Raw genomic sequence first — 16,514 nt, forward strand, 5'->3', positions numbered from 1 at the left:
CACGGCGAACGCGCCTATCCAGGGAGCGGCTCTCCCACGATGAACGCTCCGCTCCCGCGCATCCCGGCCTGGGCGCAAGGTTGGAGGACTACACCGAAACGAGGGAGAACGTGATGCAGACACGGACCCTGGGCAAGACCGGCCCGGCCGTTTCCGCGCTGGGCCTGGGTGCGATGGGCATGTCAGGCGCTTACGGCGCGGCCGACCGTACGGAAAGTATCGCCACGGTGCACGCCGCGCTGGAGGGCGGCGTCACGCTGATCGACACTGGCGACTTCTACGCCATGGGCCACAACGAGTTGCTGCTCGCGGAGGCGTTGCGCGGCCGGGATCGGGACGGCTACCTGCTGAGCGTCAAGTTCGGCATGCTGCGGGGCCCGGGGCCTGAGTTCGGCGGGCAGGACTGCCGTCCCGAGGCGGTGCGCAACTTCCTGGCGTACTCGCTGACTCGGCTGGGCACCGACCACATCGACATCTACCGCCCTGCGCGGCTGGACCCGGCGGTGCCGATCGAGGAGACCGTGGGCGCGATCAAGGAGATGATCGACGCCGGGTACGTACGGCACCTCGGGCTCTCGGAGGTCGACGCGGCGACGATCCGCCGGGCGCACGCCGTGCACCCGGTCGCCGACCTGCAGATCGAGTACTCGCTGATCTCCCGGGCGGTGGAGGCGGAGGTTCTCCCCACCCTGCGGGAGCTGGGCATCGGCCTGACCGCCTACGGCGTCCTCGGCCGCGGCCTCATCTCCGGGCACTGGTCCGCCGGCCACACCGCCGGCCCTGGCGACGGCCGCGGCTTCAGCCCGCGGTTCGCCGGCGGGAACGTGGAACACAACCTCGCCCTCGTGGAGGCGCTGCGCCGGGTCGCCGAGGCGAAGGGGTGCACCGTCGCCCAACTGGCCATCGCCTGGGTGGCCGCACGGGGCGAGGACATCGTGCCGCTGGTCGGTGCTCGCACCCGCGAGCGGCTGGCCGAGGCGCTGCCCGCGATGGAGCTGAACCTCACCGCCGACGACCTCGCCGAGATCGAGAAGGCGGTGCCGCCGGGCGCGGCCCGTGGCGACCGATACCCGTCCGCGTTCATGTCCGGCCTCGGCGTGGGGAACTGAGTCCGGCTCTCCGGCGTTGCCCGCTCCAGCGGGCACCGCTCCGGAACCGGAAAGCCACCGTCGAGTGCGTTGTGCGGCGCCGACACCCCGGTATACCTTGCCGGTTCGCCGGAGGTCGCGGACGTGACCGGAGGCTACTTCGTCAAGCGCAGGCCGGCCGAGCCGAGCGCCCTGGCCAGGGACGCCGAAGCCGCCACGCGGTTGTGGACGCTCAGTGCGGAGCTCGCCGGCCTTGCCCCTGGCCGGTGACTTCTCGCCGGCCGGATGCCATCGCCTCATCGATTCGGTCGTCACCTCCAGGCGACGACGGCGCTTGTGCGGCCTGATCGCGAGCCTGTCGTCTGTGCGACGACGCTTCCGCGAGGCGCTCGTCGAGCAGCAGCGCGGCGACGGTCTCCGGGGCTTCGTGCATTGCGTCGTGGCCGGTGGGGACGTCGTGGACCTGCCAGTCGGGATCGGCTTGGAGCCGGGTGCGGAGTTCGGCGAACGGCGTCCGGTCCTCCCATCCCGAGCAGTAGATGAACTCGCGGCGCGGGACCTGGGCGAGCGCGCCTGTGAGCCGGATCGTCTGCAGGAACGAGGCGAGGGGATGGGGACGGCGGCGGGGGTCGCCGCCGTCCGGCGGGCGGACGGCGTAGCCGGTGGCCGCGGCGCCGGCGACGAACACCTGCCGGTACCGCTCGGTCGTTGACGACCAGCACGACTCGCCGTCGCGCGGGACGTAGGCGTCGAGATGCACCAGTCGTGAGACCCGGCCGCCGGCGCGATCGGCGGCGGCGGCGATCACCATGCCGCCGTAGCTGTGGCCGACCAGCGTCGCGTTGGTGAGGTGGGCGCGATCGAGGAGCCGCAATACGTCGTCGGCGTGCGTGTCGAGGTTGGCGGTCGCGACCGTCGCGTTGTCGTCGTCCGGCCGCAGGCCGGTCAGGGTCAGGGCGTGAACGGCATGACCGGCACGCTCCAGCAGCGGAACCACCGCCTCGAACGACCAGGAGCCGTGCCAGCCGCCGGGCACGAGGACGAACGTCGCCATGCGTTTCTCCTTCTCTCTAGCCGCGGCATCGAGGCACGCCGCCTCGATGACAGGTGGTTCGGCCGGGCGCTGTGCGCGGCTGAAGACCACTCCGCATGGAGGCAATGTCACCAGGTCAAGGTGTGGCCGGCCACCGATAGGATGCCAACCGATGCCCGTTCGCCGCCAACCTCGCCGGAGCGCCGGTGTGACGTCACATATGTGGCCGTCCGGCGGGCGCCACCTCTGGCCGTCCGGTGAAACAAGCGCGGTCCAGTCGCACGCGCGGGGACACCTGGTGTACGCGGCCAGCGGCGTCTTGGCAGTTCACACCGAGCGCGGCACGTCGGTCGTTCCCGCCAACCGGGTCGCCTGGACCCCGGCCGGGTTCACGCACTACCACCGCGCCCACGGCGACACCGATATGCGGATCGTCTTTCTCACGCCATCCCTCGCCCGGCTCATACCAGACCATCCCGCCGTGTTCCGGGCATCCGACCTCGCCCGCGAGGTCCTGCTCGCCCTGACCGGCCCCCGCAACTACGACGACGCCGCACCCGGCTACAGCCGCTCCGCGCGCTCCCGCCTCCTTCGCGTCCTCGTCGACGAACTCCGCGAAACACACGAACAGCCACTGCACCTGCCGGAGCCACGGGACGACCGACTGCAGGCCATCGCCCGGATGCTGCATGAGAAGCCGGCGGACAACGCGTCGCTGGCCGAGCTCGGGAAGACGATCGGAGCCAGCCCCCGCACCCTCAGCCGGCTGCTCCGCAACGAACTGGGCATGACCTTCTACGAGTGGCGCACGCAGCTACGCGTCTACCACGCGCTCGTGCTCCTCTCCGACGGCCACGACACCACCCGAACCGCCTACGCCTGCGGATGGGCCAACCCCAGCAGCTTCATCGCGGCGTTCACCAACATCATCGGAACGACCCCGGGCCGCTACCGAACCGGTCGCCAGACCACCGCCCGCGCATCTCAACCCCCGACGGCGGTCAACGCGAAGAGCCACTAGCAGTGCTCTGTCAGGCGGTCACGTCAATCGTTCCCCTGTTGGGGCAGGTTCGCCTTGGCGTCGTCGTACGTGCCCGTGCGGGCCGCATCGTCCGGGGCGTAGATGAGGTGCAGGACGCCGGTGGCGAAGGCCTGGGACGAGACGAGCCGCAGCGGGATCGGGGATTCGCCCTCGTCGAACAGGCGCATGCCCTTGCGCATGGCGATCGGGTGGACCAGCAGGTGCAGTTCGTCGAGCAGGCCGGCGGCCAGCAGCTGGCGAACGATGGAGACGGAGCCGCTCATCGCGATGTCCGTCGCGCCCGGCTCGTTCTTCAGCGCGGTGACGGCCTCGACGAGGTCGCCTCGCAGTTGCTCGGAGTTGCGCCAGGTGAAGTGGAGTTCCTGGTTGGAGACCACGATCTTGCGCGCGTCGCCGAGCGCCTTGGCCATGCCGGCGTCCTCGCCGCCCGCGGCCTCACGGTCCGGCCACGCACCGGCGAAGCTGTCGTAGGTCTTGCGGCCGAGCAGCAGCGTGTCCGCGGCGCCCAGCTGGGCGGTGACGGCCACGCCCATCTCGTCGTTGAAGTACGGAAAGTGCCAATCCTGCGGGTTCTCGACGACGCCGTCGAGCGCGACGAACAGGCCAGCCGTTATCTTCCGCATCGGACCACTCCTTGATCATCATCATGAGGTCGCGTGTCCCCTGATCTGACCGCCACCGGAGTGGAAACTCATCGCGAGCCCCCAGGGAGCGATGAGCATTGCGAACAAGCCCCGGTCGGACATCTTTCTACCAGGGGCGGCCCAGGTAGCCGACCGCGTCAGGGGCCGAGGTCCCAGAGCAGGCGGTAATAGCGGATGCGGTCGGGATCGGGCCGGACGCCATAGGCGTCGAGCAGCAGACCGTCCCACCCAGGGCCGTAGTTCCACTCGGTGCTCCACGCGGCGACGGCAAGATCGGCCCAGCGGTCGGCTACGCCGAGCCGGCCGAGGTCGACGTGCCCCGACCAGCGGCCGTCCTCACTCAGCAGGGTGTTCGGCGCGCAACTGTCGGCGTGGCACACGACGAGCCGGTCGGATGGCGGGATGTCCGCCAGCAGTTCCAGGGCGCCCTCGATGCCCAAAGGCCGGTGCGCCGGATCCCACTGGGTCACGTCGATGCGGCCCTGTGCGGCCCTTCGGCGGGCATCGGCGAGCCTGTCCTCGGCCGTCCAGGAGAACGGGCAGGGCGCGACGGGGAGCGCCTCATGCAGGGCGCGCAGGCCCTCGCCGATGGCGGTCACCGCCGTACGCGGCTCGGCCTTCCACCTGTCGGCGACGGCGCTCTCGCCGGGCAGGGGGGCGGTGACGAGCCAGGATCCGGCATCGTCGGCGCCCTGGTCGAGCAGCCGCGGCACCGGGGTGAAGGCCACCGCCCAGGACAGGCGGATCGCTTCCTCGGTCAGATCGACTCCGCTTCCCGCAGGCGCCCACTTCGCAAAGAATCGGTCGGAATCGACGCCGACTTCGAACGTGAGTCCCCCGAGTTCGTTCTCCCAGACGGCACGCGTCGGCCGGCCCGCCGCCATCTCGCTCACCGAGGCGGGCACCGTCACGTCCGATCGCGGAGGTCCGGCAACCATCCGTCGATCCTGTCACGACATCGCGCCTGAGGTCCCCGGCCGTCAGATCGCCTGTGGAAAGCGGAAGAGCCTCTCGGGATCGTAGGTGTGCTTGACCGCCCGAAGGCGTTCGGCGTTTTCGCCGTGGTAGGCGGTCGCCCAGTCGTCGAGAGCAGGGTCGGGGAAGTTCGGATAGACGCGGCCGGACCCGAAAGTATGCGCGAGCGCCCAGGACCGTTCGAGCCACTGGTCCCCGTCGTGGGCGACGTGCTCCAGCAGGAACCGCTCGCCACGGTGGGCGAACGCCGTCGCGTCCGCCGGCACGCGGTTGTACGCGCCGCCCATGGCCGTGAGGTTGAGCTCGCGCCGGCCGGGAGCCGCCCCGGACGTGAACTCGTCGATCAGCGAGGCGACTGCCGACGCCGGCATCGGGTGGGAGAAGAACTCCGAGCGGCCGGCCGTCGGCACCGCGCTGCGCGTCTCCTCGCCGGCGAACGATCGCTTCAGGTCACGCCAGGTCAGGATCTGATGGCGGATCTCGGGCCGGACGCCCGCGCGGGCGGCCAGGCTCTCAAGGAGCGCGATGGTGGGCTCGGCGGGGCGCAGCGCGGCGCCGAAGGCGACAACGCTCAGCGGGTGGCCTGGCTCGGCGACGAGGCTCAGGTTGGCGGTCACGTCGTCCGGGGCCTCCGACGCCCAGACCTGCCACCCGGTGACGACGTCGACGGCCGCCGACTCGGGCCAGCGCAGCTCGAAGCGCGTGGCGCGCGGCTCGGCGACCGTGGCGAACACGAGCGAGGTGACCACGCCGAGCTGTCCCCCACCGGAACCCCGCAGCGCCCAGAACAACTCCGGTTCCCGATCGAGGTCGCAGTCGACGACACGCCCGTCGGCGAGCACGACCTGGGCGCTCAGCAGGGCATCGCAGGTCAGCCCGTGGAGTCGTCCCAGGAGGCCGAGCCCGCCGCCGAGGGTGAGGCCGGCGATCCCGACCGTGGGGCCACAGCCGGCCGGCACGGCGCGGCCGGATCGGTGCAGCCCGTCGTAGACCTGCGCCAGGCGTGCGCCCGCGCCGATCCTCGCGCGCCCGTCGGGGCGTACGGTGACGGCGTCGAGGTGGCTCAGGTCGAGGACCAGACCCGCCGTCGACGATCGGCCGGCGAAGCAGTGGCCGCCGCCGCGGGGTACGACGTGCGTGCCGCTGTGCCGCGCGAAGGCGAGCGTACGCGTCACGTCCCGGACGGAGGCGCATCTGACGACGGCCATCGGGCGCACGTCGTGAAATCGGGCCAGTGCCGGCCGCGCGCGGCGTCGTACGCGGGTGAATCAGGGGTGATCAGCTCTCCGTCGAGGGCCGCCTGCAAAGAACTCAACTCTGGCACCCGTCCGACGCTAGGTCAGCGCGGCAAGCTCCGACTTGAACGGAACGAGCGTCCGCAGCCCGGCACGTGGGCGAGCGGCCAGGAACGGTCCGTACGACGTACTCAGCGCGTCAGCGTGCCACGTGGGCGAGAGGCGAGGAACGGTCCGTACGACGTCCTCAGCCCGTCAGCGCGCCACGTGGGCGAGAGGCCAGGAGGTCCATACGACGTCCTCAAACCGTCGGCGCGCCACGTGGGCGAGAGGCGAGGAACGGTCCGTACGACGCGGCGTGGTCGTGTCCGCAACCGCACCGGTCGACCGCGTCGCCGAGTAGCTCGCGCGGAGTCTGGCCGGTCAGTCGCAGGCACTCGCGGCTCAGGTGCGCGTGGTCGGCATACCCGACCTCGGCCGCCAGGTCGGCCACCCGACCGCCGTACGTCGCCGCCTGGGCCAGCGCGAGGTAGCCCTGGAAGCGCAGCGTTCGCTGCAGCGTCTTCGGCCCGATGCCGACCTCGGCCAGGAATCGGCGCCGCAACTGGCTCTCCGAGATCGCCAGGTCCTCCGCGAGCGGGCCGACTCCCGTCGGCCGCCACGGCATCAGCCTCCGCACCGCCTCGGCCACGAGCGAGTCCGGAGGTGGCGTACGCGCCTGGCGGCGCACCAGGTCGAGCTGCAGCGACCGCAGCGCCGCGTCCGGCCCGGGAGCCTCCGCCAGCCGGGCCGACAGGTCCGACGCCTCGCCCCACACGTCGTCGAACGGAACCAGCTGGTCGACCAGCTCGTCAGCGGGCACGCCGAGCAGGGGCGACGCCGCTCCCGGCCAGAACCTCGCGCCCACGATCGTCAGGCCGGGAGGCAGAATTTCGACCTTGGCGCGGGTGAGCGGTCCGACGAGCCGTGGCGTGCCGCCGATCGGGCAGTGGAGCTCGACGCCGCCGGTGGGCTGGTTGCGCTGCAGCACCGGCCGTGGGCCGGTGCGCTGGACCCAGACCGTACGGACCCGGGCTGCCAAAGCGGGCAGCGGGAGGCGCTCGTCGTACGCCTGCGTGCGATCCACGCCGTCAGCGTAGCGAGATCTTCCCGGCGGACGACGCGCACGATTCGTTCAAGCCATCGAGCGCACGCCGCCCTAACGTCCGCAGCGGAGCCATCACTCGCATCCAGGAAGGACACCATGGGCAAGGTCTTCACCGCACTGGCCGTCTCCGCCGACGGCTTCATCACCGGACGCGGTCCCGGTCCCGGGCACGGGCTCGGTGATGGTGGCGTCCTCTTCGGCTGGTACGGCGACGGCGACACCCCTCAGCCGGCGGTTCCCCGGCTTCCGGCTGTTCGAGCCGAGCCGCTCCGTCTTCGACGACCTCGCGGGGCGCGTCGGTGCCGTCATCACGGGCCGGAACACGTACGACGACTCCGACGGCTTCGGAGGGGCGGGCCCGCACCCGACGGCTCCGCTCTTCGTCGTCAGCCACCGTACGGCGCCACCCGAGGCGACGGACGAGCAGACCTTCGTCACTTCCATCGAAGCCGGCGTCGAGAGCGCTCGCGCCGCCGCCGGCGATCGGGACGTCGCGATCATGGGCGGCGGTGTCGTCACCGCCGCGTTGCGCGCCGGGCTGCTCGACGAGGTGATCCTTCACCAGGTTCCCGTGCTCCTCGGCGACGGCCGCCGCTTCTTCCAGGAACTGCCCACCCACATCGGACTGAGCCTCATCGAGGCGCTGCCCGCACCCGGAGTCACCCACCTGCACTACCGAGTCGAGAAGTGAGGGAAAGACCATGCTCGAATCCGACGTACGCCGCCTGCTCGGCACCACCGCCGTCGCCCACCTCGCCACGCTCCTTCCGGACGGATCACCGCACTCCGTTCCGCTCTGGGTCGGCGCCGAAGGCGACCGGGTCGCCATCCTCACCGGTCCCGGATCCCGCAAGGCGCGGAACCTAAGCCGCGACCCCCGCGTCGCCCTGTCTCTCGCGCCGCTGGACGACCCCTTCACCCCCGTCATCATCCGGGGCCGGGTGGTCGAGTGGCTCGAAGGAGACGCTGCCTGGGAGATCATCGATCGCATCGCGAACAGGTACATCGGGCGGCCCTACACGCGCAGCGAGGAGCGCGTCGTCGCACTCATCGAGCCATCGGTCCAACGAGTCGGCATGGGCTAGATCGGCGTCGAGGTCTGTGTGATACGTTCGGCGGCGCCGTGCAGCACCACGACTGAGGAGGTGAGACCGATCAACGCTGTGATGACAGGTCGGGCCTCCCTCCCGTGCATGGCCTAGGGAGCGCCCGCACAAGGCACCCCCGAAAGGCCTGAAACGCTATGCGCTTCAACTTGACCTCTCAGACGTCGGCCGACGGCGTCACCGAACAGTCCTTCACCCTCGGTGAGATCCCCGGCGTGCTGTTCACGCCGAAAGACGCCACCGGCCCCCGCCCGCTGATCCTCATCGGACACGGTGGCGGCCAGCACAAGAAGGCCCCCGGCGTCTTGGCCGGTGCGCACCGGTTCGCCGCCGAAGGTGGTTTCGCCGTCGCCGCGATCGACGCCCCCAACCACGGCGACCGGCCGAAAGACGAGCAGTTCCTCCAGTTCGTGGGCGACTGGCGGGCCCGCATGGCCGCCGGAGAGAATCCGGCCGAGCTGGTCGCGGCCATGCACGACCGGCTGGCCGGGCAGGCCGTCACCGACTGGCAGGCCGCACTGACCGCGGTCCAGGAGCTCGACCACGTGGGCACCGGCCCGGTCGGCTACTGGGGTGTGTCGATGGGCTGCGGGCTCGGCCTGCCGCTGCTCGCCGCCGAACCCCGGATCCGCGCCGCGGTGATGGGCCTGCTCGGCGTACACGGGCTGGCCGACACCGCCGCCCGGGTCACCGTGCCGGTGCAGTTCCTGCTCCAGTGGGACGATTCGCTGGTGAACAGGGACCAGGCCTTGGCGCTGTTCGACGCCCTGGGTTCGAAGGACAAGACGCTGCACGCCAACCCCGGCGACCACGGAGAGATCCCCGCGTTCGAGACCGACAACGCGCTGCAGTTCTTCACGAGGCACGTTGGATAAGGCCGCTGCCCCGTAGCTCGCGACGCGTCGGCCGGGCTTGGTTCCCGGCCGGCGCGTTCGCGTCAGGCAGAAGTCGCCTCGGCGACCGCCTGCCCGGCGACCAACCGAGCGACCTCGACGCAGTTACCACCCTGGTCGCTGCTACGACTGCTCTTACGCCACTGGACCTCGCCGCTCATCACTCTCCGATCAGGTCAGCGATCATCCGGACGGAGTCGTCCGGCGGGAGCGCGCAGGCACGCATCAGGTCGAGCCGCAGGCGACAGTCCGCGACCTCCTCCGGGAGCCCGATGATCTGCCCGCCCCCGAAGCCCTCAGCGTAAACCAGCTTGGTTTCGTCGGGGAGGGTGAACAAGACCATCGGGCCGCTCATCCCTGCATGCGCACCGGCAGCGAACGGCAGCACTTGGAGCACTACCTGCGGATTCTGTGAGGCGCGCACCAGTCGGGCGAACTGGTCCCGCATCACCTCGACGCCGCCGACCGGGCGCCGGAGTACAGCCTCGTCGAGGACGACCCACAGGAACGGCGGATCGCTGCGAGTGAGGATCTCCTGGCGGCTCATGCGGGCGGCGACATGCCGCTCGATCTCCTCGTCGCTGTCACGGACCCGGCCCGTTCTGATCTGGGCGCGAGCGTAGTCCTCGGTCTGGAGGAGGCCAGGCATGGCCTGCGGCTCGTACTCCAGGATCTCGGTGGCGTCGGACTCCACTTCGACGAAGGGGCGGAACCACTCGAGGTAGGAGTGCTTGATGATCCGCTTCCAGAGGCGACCGAGCGCGCCGTTGGTGCCAAGGACGCTGTCACACGCCTTGATGAACTCGGTGCGGGGCGCGCGTCTGCCCGTTTCGACCATGGCGATCATGGAGGGGGACATGTGGATCGCGCGGCCCAGTTGTTCCTGGGTGAGGCGTGCCTGTTCGCGGTAGAAGCGCAGCTCGTCGCCCCAGTAGGCGAGCGCCGTGGTGCCGGAGACGGTGGACGTGGTCGGTTTGCGGGATGTCGTCGATGCCATTGCCGGGCTCCTCACCTCGCGCTGACGCGATCCGGCGTCGAACGAACCGCTTTCACGGCCCCTTCACCACGGACGCAAATGCACACTCAGAGTAAATGAGCAAGGACAGAGTGTGGTGCATGACGAAGATTTCAACATTCACCGACCTCGAGCAGGAGGCGGCGGAGCTCGCCGCCGAATACGCGCCCCGGCCCTTCGCGCTGTGCTGGATCGACGCCGACCAGGACGACGGGGGTGTCCTGTGCTGGGGCCTGCAGCTCCGCGACGGTCACGCCCTGGTCTGCGCCGAGTCCGGCGACTGGCGCGGACGGTTCGACGACGCCGAAACGGCGCGGCGCGTCTTATCCCGTACGCGAACGGTCACCCTGGTCTGGCTCGACGCCCCAGAATGAGAATCAACGCGACGACCGTCCGGAAATCTGCGGCCGATCGCGCCGGCCGCAGCGCAGGCCGACCCGATGGTCAGCGGGCTGCGGGCGTCAGATCCCATAGGCGAAGGGTGCCGCCAGAGCCTTGGACGACGGCGACGGAAGCTCCCGCGATCTCGGTGACCGTCTGAAGGTGGTGGCCGGTGAGCGGGTCGCCGATCTGTTCTCCTCGGGCGAGGTCCCACACGCGGATGTCGCCGGGGCTTCCGGTCACGGCCACCGTCCGCCCGGCGACGGTCGCGATGCCCAGTCTTTCGATGCCCTCGGTGTGGCCGGTCATCGGCGATCCGATCGGCTCCTGGGTCGCCAGGTCCCAGACGTGCAGTCCGGCGTCGTCGCCGCCGGCCACCACCACCGCCCGGCCCGCCAGCTCGGTTATCGCGATGGCCCTGACGCAGGGCTCGATACCGGTCAGGTCCTCGCCGATCTGCTCGCCGCCCCAGATGTCCCAGGCCTGCAGGAAGTCGTCGTCTCCTCCGGTCACGGCGACCGGCCTGCCGTCGACGAGGGCGGCACCCATTTCTCCGTTGTAGCCGCCTTCGAGCTCTGCCACGGATTCACCGGTGGCCATCTCCCACGCCAGGAGTTTGCCCTCCTCGCTGCTGCTGACGATGAGCGGCCCGCGCCCGGAGGAAACGGTGGTGAGCGAGCAGACTCCGAGACCGTGGCCGACCATGACGGTGCCGACCCTGTTTCCGGTGCGCAGATCCCAGACCCGCACGATGCCGCCGCTGGAGTCGTAGTCGTCCTCGAATGAGAAGTCGTACCGGGCACCACCGGTGACGACCACGGGCCGACCGTCGAGCCGCGCCACCGTCATGCGCTGAGCGATCTCGTCGGCCCTTGTGACGATCTTGCGGCGCCCGTTCTCGTCGTCGCCTTCGTCCCAATAGTCGTTCTCGAGGTACCAGGCGTCGTCGGGGCCGGCGGCGTCGAGGTCCAGAGGACGTCCGGCGCATTCACCCCCTCGGAGATCGCAGGTCCACAGCACCGCTTCTACGTCGACGCTGACCGAGACGGGCGCGCCGTCCAGCTCGATAACGGGCGTGGGGTAGCGGCCCGGGTCATGCGAGTGGCCGGAGTAGCCGCGCATCATTCGATCATCAGTCACGCGGTCCAGCGTAATGATCTTCGCGACCAGGTGTGCTGCCGCGGCCCGAGCGTTTGGCGAGTTCCCGGTGGAACGTGGCGTTCTGGCCTCTGGGAGCCGTCACGCCGCGCTCATACCTTCGAGTCACTTCGTCACACCAGGGGAAATGGAACATGCTGGTTTACATCATGCCGGTCGTGATCGGCGTCGCCTACGCGCTGCTGATGTCCGTCATCCGCGAACCGCACCGGCGGCGCGTCAACGCGCTCATGATCGCGGGGGCCGGTGCCGCCTACCTCAGCGGCGGCGCCATGGGCGGCTGGGAGTTCGCCTTCACGGCGCTGCTCACGTACGTCGCCTTCCGTGGCCTGGACTCGTGGACGTTCATCGGCGTCGGCTGGCTGTTGCACACCGCCTGGGACATCGTCCACCACCTGAAGGGCCACCCCATCATCCCGTTCGCGGACGGTTCTTCGATGGGCTGCGCGATCTGCGACCCGGTCATCGCCCTGTGGTGCTTCGCCGGTGGCCGGACACCACGTGAGCTGATCCGCCTCATCAAGCGCCCGGCAGCGGTTCAGGACCAGCCGGCCTGACGCGGCCCGGCCCTTCAGGGCCGGGCCGTCCGGGCCTCGGGAGGCGGTGCTGCCCGCGGCTCAGGAGGCGGTGCTGCCCGCGTTGGCCTGCTGCCACAGGGTGTAGATGCTGGAGTCCCACTGGGAGGCGTAGCTCGTCTCCACGGTCGAGCCTCCTTCCTGGTATCCGCCGACGACCGCGCCGATGGTCGTGGTGTTCCACGGCGCGGGCTGGTAGTGCTGGAAGGAGGTCCCGCTGACCCCGTCGGTGTACGAGGCGCAGTCGACCTTCCAGTAACCGACGCCGCTGAACTTCACGGAGTTGACCGGGGTCTGGCATCGGTACGGGACATCCTGGTCGCCCGGATACCCGAGGAGGTCGACCTGCTCACCGGCCTTGAACGGGTCGGCCGACATCCGTACGGACCCGGTCTTGTCGCCCAGGTGGTAGTCATGGCCGGTCATCGACAGCCTCACCAGCGCGTAGTCGTACCGCGGATTATCGGTGATCCCCCAGCGCGAGTCGATGTAGTAGTCGGCCAGCGGCCAGTTGCCCCACGGGCCGTTGCCCTCGCTGTACTGCGGCACGAACGTGCCGAGCTTTCCGATCGGCAGGCCGTATCGCTTGATGCAGTGGGCCGCGGTGAGGATGAGGTCCGACCCGACGACGGTGGCCGTGCAGTTGAACCCGGGGAAGACGATCCGCCCGACCGTGGGGATGGGATTCGCCGGATCCGAGGACTTCGGACTCGGGTTCACCGACTCCTTCGGTGACGAGTTCTGCAGCAGCCTCGCCTTGGTCCAGTAGCGGATCGCCGCCTCGGCCTCCGCCTTCGTGCTGTTCAACGGCCCGGTGTCCACCTTGAAGGGCCGCCCTGTGGGCCGTGGCCGGGGAGTCACCGAATCGGCGTGTGCGATACCCGAGGACGCGACCACGCATGCGGCAGCGGTCAGCGCGAGGGAGAATTTATGCAGCAAGTGCGACCATCCACTAATTGCGCAGGGTACCCATTGATCTTGCCGATCCTAACCAGATCTGGTCAGAGCGGGATATTAAACCGGCGAATTACCACCTAAGGGGAATTGGTCCGGAGGTCACGGCTGGCAGCGCTTCAGGCCGTCGGGCGAGTAGCACGGCACGTGCCCGAAGGCCCTCAGCACGTCCTGGCCGCCGCCTCTGATCATGTAATTGAGGAAGCTCGAGGTCAGGGAGCCAGGGACCGGGGTGCCGTTGGTGTAGGCGTACTCGATCTCGGTGAAGCGATAGGTGTCGGCACTGATGGCCGTGGTCGACGGCGCCTGGCCGTCGATGCTCAGCGTGTGCACGTTCCGGGAGGTCGTGGCGGCCCGCAGCTCGCCGTAGCCGATGGCACCCGGCACCTGGGCGACGGTCGTGAGGACCTCGCCGGTGCTGCCCAGCTCGCAGCGGACGACCTTGTCCTTCGGGGAGTTCTTGTTCACGCAGTCCCGCGAGGTGAAGGCGGGTTCGCCCTGGCCGCCGAGGAGGCGCCGGCGGAGCAGGTCGCGGGTGCCGGAGTTGGCGTCCCGGCTGACGAGCCGGATGGGCAGGTCAGGGCCGCCGAGCTGTTGCCAGTTGACCACATCGCCCCGATATATCCGCCGTATCTGGTCGATCGTCAGGTTCTGGAGGTGGACCTGGTCGTTCACGACGAGGGCGAAGGCCACGACGGCGACCCGGTTCTCGCTCAGCCGGGTGAAGCCGGACGGCTCGGTGCCGTCCGACATGGCGAGCAGGGCCGGGGAACCGTGCTTAGTGCCGCTCGCCAGTTCCCGTACGCCCTCGTTGCTGCCGTGCGCGTCCACGGTGATCTGCGAACCCGGGCATTCCGCCTCGTACCGGCGGGCGAGTCTCTCCGCGGCAGGGGCGAACGCCGTCGAGCCGACCACTCTGAGGTCTCCGTCGACGCAGCCCATGGGGGTCGACCGCCCGAAGACGACGATGCCCGCCAGGGTGAGGAGGCAGAGGGCGAGGACGACGGTGGTCCCCAAGGCGATCTTGCTGAACAGGGGCGGCTTGTCGTCGACCGACATGCTGCGGGTGCGCGCCACCTTGCCTTCCCGGAGTCCCCCGCTGACCGTTATCGCGCTGTCGACCGGGCCGCCGCCGAGAAGCACGAGCAGCTTGAAATGCTCTTTCACGTTGAGCGGGACACGGGGCAGATGGATCGTGTTGTCGTTGTACTGCATCCCGCCCTTGCCGTCGACCGGGTCGAAGTGGCTGAGCAGGTGTCTCGCGTTGGGATCCGCGATGACCTCGACGCTCGAGATGGCGCGTCCGGTGAATACGACGTTCAGGCCGTGATTCTTGTCAGGGTTGGTGTAGTCGGTTTCCGCGATGCTGCTCGTGCCGTTGTTCTCGATGCGCAGAAGCACGAGAGTGGGGTTCGGCGGGCCGGGCTGCGTCGTGAAGAGCCCAAGTCGTTCCTTCGGTTGCCCTTGGTCGTCGCCACCGTCGCCGCCGATCGCGGTGTCCATCTGCACGCGGTGGCCGATGCGTTTGCCGCGCCGCGTCCGCAACTGGAAGACCGAGCCGACGGCGGGCGCGATGAGTCCCAGCAGCGCGGCGACCACCGCGACGACGTTCTCCGGGCTGAACCAGTTCATGTCCCCGCGCCCCTGCCGATGCCTTCGGGGCCCACCGGCTCACTGCCGTCAAGTGCACCCCGAAAATTGCCCCTACAACAGGGTATTTGGCGACAGGCGAGTCAATTGCCGCCTTAACGGTTTGGCCGCACAACGTTCGCGCGGAGTTGGCCGCCGCAAGGACCGCCGGAACCACATGAGCGGGTTTTCGGGCGGGTCAGCCGAATTCGGCCGGCACCGTCACCACCCGCTCGATCGCCGGCCGAATCCGTCCCGGAATTCGTTCGTACCCTGTGTGTCAGTTGTCGATTGCCTGGTAGAGCGTGGTCCAGAAGTCGTGGATGAGTCGCATCGAATCCGGGGTGGACGCCCCGACCTGGGTGAGCAGGATTCCGGTGAGCTGCTTGTCCGGATCGGCGTAGGTCGCGGAGCCGCTTCCGCCGTCCCAGCCGAACTGGCCGATGGACGCGTAGTCGCCGCGGTAGGTGCGCACCGCCATCCCGAAGCCCCAGCCGCCGTGCTGCCCTTGGCCGAACGACACATGGACGTTGTCGCGGGCCATGGCGTTCCGGGCGGCGTTCTGCTCGGGCGTGAGGCGGTTGGTGGTCATCAGCTCGACGGCGGGCCGGGACAAGATCCGTTCGCTCCCGTGCACCCCGCCGTTCAGCAGCATCCGGAAGTAGGCGTGGTAGTCATCGACGGTGGAGACCAGCCCACCGCCACCGCCCTGGAACGCCGGAGGCTCGCTCCACCGTCCCCCCTTGGCCTCGTCCCACACGAGGAACTCCCCGGTCCGCGGGTCAGGGGCGTAGAGGGTCGGCAGCCGGTCGATCTCGTCAGCGGGCACGTGGAAACCGGTGTCCTTCATCCCCAGCGGACCAAAGACACGTTCACCCAGGAACGCCTCGAACGACTGGCCCGTGACCCTGGCCACCAGCACACCGACCAGATCGTTGCTGATCTGGTACTGCCAGCGCTCTCCGGGCTGGTGCATCAGCGGAAGCGTGCCAAGGCGGCGCATCCACTCATCCGGCTCGGGCATCGGCTCCGGCAGATTGGGGGTGAGTCCCTGCTCGAAGATCGCTCCCATGATCGGAGTGCCGAGCGACGTCATATCCATGCCGAGCCCGAACGTGGAGGTCAGCACGTCCCGTACGGTGATCGGCCGCCGCGCCGGCACGGTCTCGTCCAGCGGACCGTCGATCCGCTTCAGCACCCGCCGGTCGGCGAGCTCGGGCAGCCACTCCTCCACCAGGTCATCGAGTCGCAGCCGGCACTCATCCAGCAGGACCATCGCCGCCGCCATCGTGACCGGCTTGGACGTCGAGGCCATCCGGAAGATCGTGTCCCGGCGCATCGGCGCGTCACCGCCATGGTGCATCGTCCCGATCGCCTCGACGTGCGCCTCACCGCCCCGGTCGACCAGGGCGACGAGCCCGGGGATCTTCCCGGAATCGACATGCCGTGCCAGCACCTCGCGCAGCCTGCGCAGCCCCGCCTCGGAGAAGCCGCCGTTGCCCGTTCCCATCATGAATCTCCTTGCGCACAGTGTTCGATCTTCGCAGGCGTTCGAAGATCTCTGAACGCATGCGACGCTACATTGCATTCATAAATCGGTCAACATGCAAAGAAGCTCATATCGCCTGCTCTGCTCGGC

At 69.4% G+C, this 16,514-nt stretch carries 18 protein-coding genes; 7 read left to right on the forward strand and 11 right to left on the reverse strand.

Going from position 1 to position 16,514, the window contains the following annotated elements:
• Window positions 1-113: 113 nt before the first annotated feature.
• Window positions 114-1,109 (forward strand): aldo/keto reductase, encoded by a 996-nt coding sequence (locus ACYVF7_RS41955; RefSeq protein WP_460351557.1) that lies wholly within the window; start codon window positions 114-116, stop codon window positions 1,107-1,109.
• Window positions 1,110-1,320: 211 nt separating this feature from the next.
• Here ACYVF7_RS41955 and ACYVF7_RS41960 read toward each other — a convergent pair whose 3' ends face one another.
• Entirely contained in the window at window positions 1,321-2,142 is an 822-nt protein-coding gene (locus tag ACYVF7_RS41960; protein ID WP_460351558.1) for an alpha/beta fold hydrolase, read from the reverse strand.
• A gap of 298 nt (window positions 2,143-2,440) precedes the next feature.
• On the opposite strand from ACYVF7_RS41960, the gene ACYVF7_RS41965 reads away from it, so the two are divergent.
• On the forward strand, window positions 2,441-3,142 hold the full coding sequence (locus tag ACYVF7_RS41965; protein WP_460351559.1) for a helix-turn-helix transcriptional regulator: 702 nt from the start codon (window positions 2,441-2,443) through the stop codon (window positions 3,140-3,142).
• Window positions 3,143-3,165: 23 nt separating this feature from the next.
• Here ACYVF7_RS41965 and ACYVF7_RS41970 read toward each other — a convergent pair whose 3' ends face one another.
• From ACYVF7_RS41970 to ACYVF7_RS41985, 4 genes are all read right to left on the reverse strand, one after another.
• Window positions 3,166-3,786, reverse strand: coding sequence for a dihydrofolate reductase family protein (locus ACYVF7_RS41970; protein WP_460351560.1), 621 nt, complete (start codon window positions 3,784-3,786; stop codon window positions 3,166-3,168).
• Window positions 3,787-3,944: 158 nt separating this feature from the next.
• On the reverse strand, window positions 3,945-4,745 hold the full coding sequence (locus ACYVF7_RS41975; RefSeq protein ID WP_460351561.1) for a phosphotransferase: 801 nt from the start codon (window positions 4,743-4,745) through the stop codon (window positions 3,945-3,947).
• Window positions 4,746-4,787: 42 nt separating this feature from the next.
• Window positions 4,788-5,990, reverse strand: a complete 1,203-nt coding sequence (locus ACYVF7_RS41980; RefSeq protein ID WP_460351562.1) for an FAD-binding oxidoreductase — start codon at window positions 5,988-5,990, stop codon at window positions 4,788-4,790.
• A gap of 328 nt (window positions 5,991-6,318) precedes the next feature.
• Window positions 6,319-7,143: a helix-turn-helix domain-containing protein gene (locus ACYVF7_RS41985; protein WP_460351563.1), complete on the reverse strand. Its 825-nt coding sequence runs from the start codon at window positions 7,141-7,143 to the stop codon at window positions 6,319-6,321.
• A gap of 202 nt (window positions 7,144-7,345) precedes the next feature.
• On the opposite strand from ACYVF7_RS41985, the gene ACYVF7_RS41990 reads away from it, so the two are divergent.
• The 3 genes from ACYVF7_RS41990 (at window position 7,346) to ACYVF7_RS42000 (ending at window position 9,145) form a co-directional block, all read left to right on the forward strand.
• Window positions 7,346-7,855, forward strand: coding sequence for a dihydrofolate reductase family protein (locus ACYVF7_RS41990; RefSeq protein ID WP_460351564.1), 510 nt, complete (start codon window positions 7,346-7,348; stop codon window positions 7,853-7,855).
• 10 nt (window positions 7,856-7,865) lie between these two features.
• Window positions 7,866-8,249 (forward strand): TIGR03618 family F420-dependent PPOX class oxidoreductase, encoded by a 384-nt coding sequence (locus ACYVF7_RS41995; protein WP_460351565.1) that lies wholly within the window; start codon window positions 7,866-7,868, stop codon window positions 8,247-8,249.
• 170 nt (window positions 8,250-8,419) lie between these two features.
• Window positions 8,420-9,145, forward strand: a complete 726-nt coding sequence (locus ACYVF7_RS42000) for a dienelactone hydrolase family protein (protein ID WP_460351566.1) — start codon at window positions 8,420-8,422, stop codon at window positions 9,143-9,145.
• A gap of 62 nt (window positions 9,146-9,207) precedes the next feature.
• Here the strand turns inward: ACYVF7_RS42000 and ACYVF7_RS42005 are convergent, their stop codons facing one another.
• Window positions 9,208-9,324, reverse strand: a complete 117-nt coding sequence (locus ACYVF7_RS42005) for a DUF397 domain-containing protein (protein WP_460351567.1) — start codon at window positions 9,322-9,324, stop codon at window positions 9,208-9,210.
• Window positions 9,324-10,160: a helix-turn-helix domain-containing protein gene (locus tag ACYVF7_RS42010; protein ID WP_460351568.1), complete on the reverse strand. Its 837-nt coding sequence runs from the start codon at window positions 10,158-10,160 to the stop codon at window positions 9,324-9,326. Before ACYVF7_RS42010 ends, ACYVF7_RS42005 begins: the two co-directional genes overlap by 1 nt.
• Before the next feature lie 95 nt (window positions 10,161-10,255).
• On the opposite strand from ACYVF7_RS42010, the gene ACYVF7_RS42015 reads away from it, so the two are divergent.
• The gene (locus ACYVF7_RS42015) at window positions 10,256-10,552 is read left to right on the forward strand and encodes a hypothetical protein (protein WP_460351569.1); all 297 of its coding nucleotides are present in this window, start codon (window positions 10,256-10,258) and stop codon (window positions 10,550-10,552) included.
• Between the two features lie 70 nt (window positions 10,553-10,622).
• Here the strand turns inward: ACYVF7_RS42015 and ACYVF7_RS42020 are convergent, their stop codons facing one another.
• Window positions 10,623-11,699 carry a WD40 repeat domain-containing protein gene (locus ACYVF7_RS42020; protein WP_460351570.1) on the reverse strand — a complete coding sequence of 359 codons (1,077 nt, stop codon included), beginning with the start codon at window positions 11,697-11,699 and terminating at the stop codon, window positions 10,623-10,625.
• Window positions 11,700-11,851: 152 nt separating this feature from the next.
• On the opposite strand from ACYVF7_RS42020, the gene ACYVF7_RS42025 reads away from it, so the two are divergent.
• Complete coding sequence (locus tag ACYVF7_RS42025; RefSeq protein ID WP_460351571.1) at window positions 11,852-12,274, forward strand: DUF6010 family protein; 423 nt, start codon at window positions 11,852-11,854, stop codon at window positions 12,272-12,274.
• A 60-nt stretch (window positions 12,275-12,334) separates the two neighbouring features.
• Here the strand turns inward: ACYVF7_RS42025 and ACYVF7_RS42030 are convergent, their stop codons facing one another.
• From ACYVF7_RS42030 to ACYVF7_RS42040, 3 genes are all read right to left on the reverse strand, one after another.
• Window positions 12,335-13,099, reverse strand: coding sequence for a trypsin-like serine peptidase (locus ACYVF7_RS42030; protein WP_460351572.1), 765 nt, complete (start codon window positions 13,097-13,099; stop codon window positions 12,335-12,337).
• 249 nt (window positions 13,100-13,348) lie between these two features.
• The gene (locus ACYVF7_RS42035) at window positions 13,349-14,878 is read right to left on the reverse strand and encodes a PstS family phosphate ABC transporter substrate-binding protein (protein ID WP_460351573.1); all 1,530 of its coding nucleotides are present in this window, start codon (window positions 14,876-14,878) and stop codon (window positions 13,349-13,351) included.
• Between the two features lie 277 nt (window positions 14,879-15,155).
• Window positions 15,156-16,385: a serine hydrolase domain-containing protein gene (locus ACYVF7_RS42040; RefSeq protein ID WP_460358407.1), complete on the reverse strand. Its 1,230-nt coding sequence runs from the start codon at window positions 16,383-16,385 to the stop codon at window positions 15,156-15,158.
• Window positions 16,386-16,514: the final 129 nt, after the last annotated feature.

This window comes from Actinoallomurus acanthiterrae, assembly GCF_054775715.1.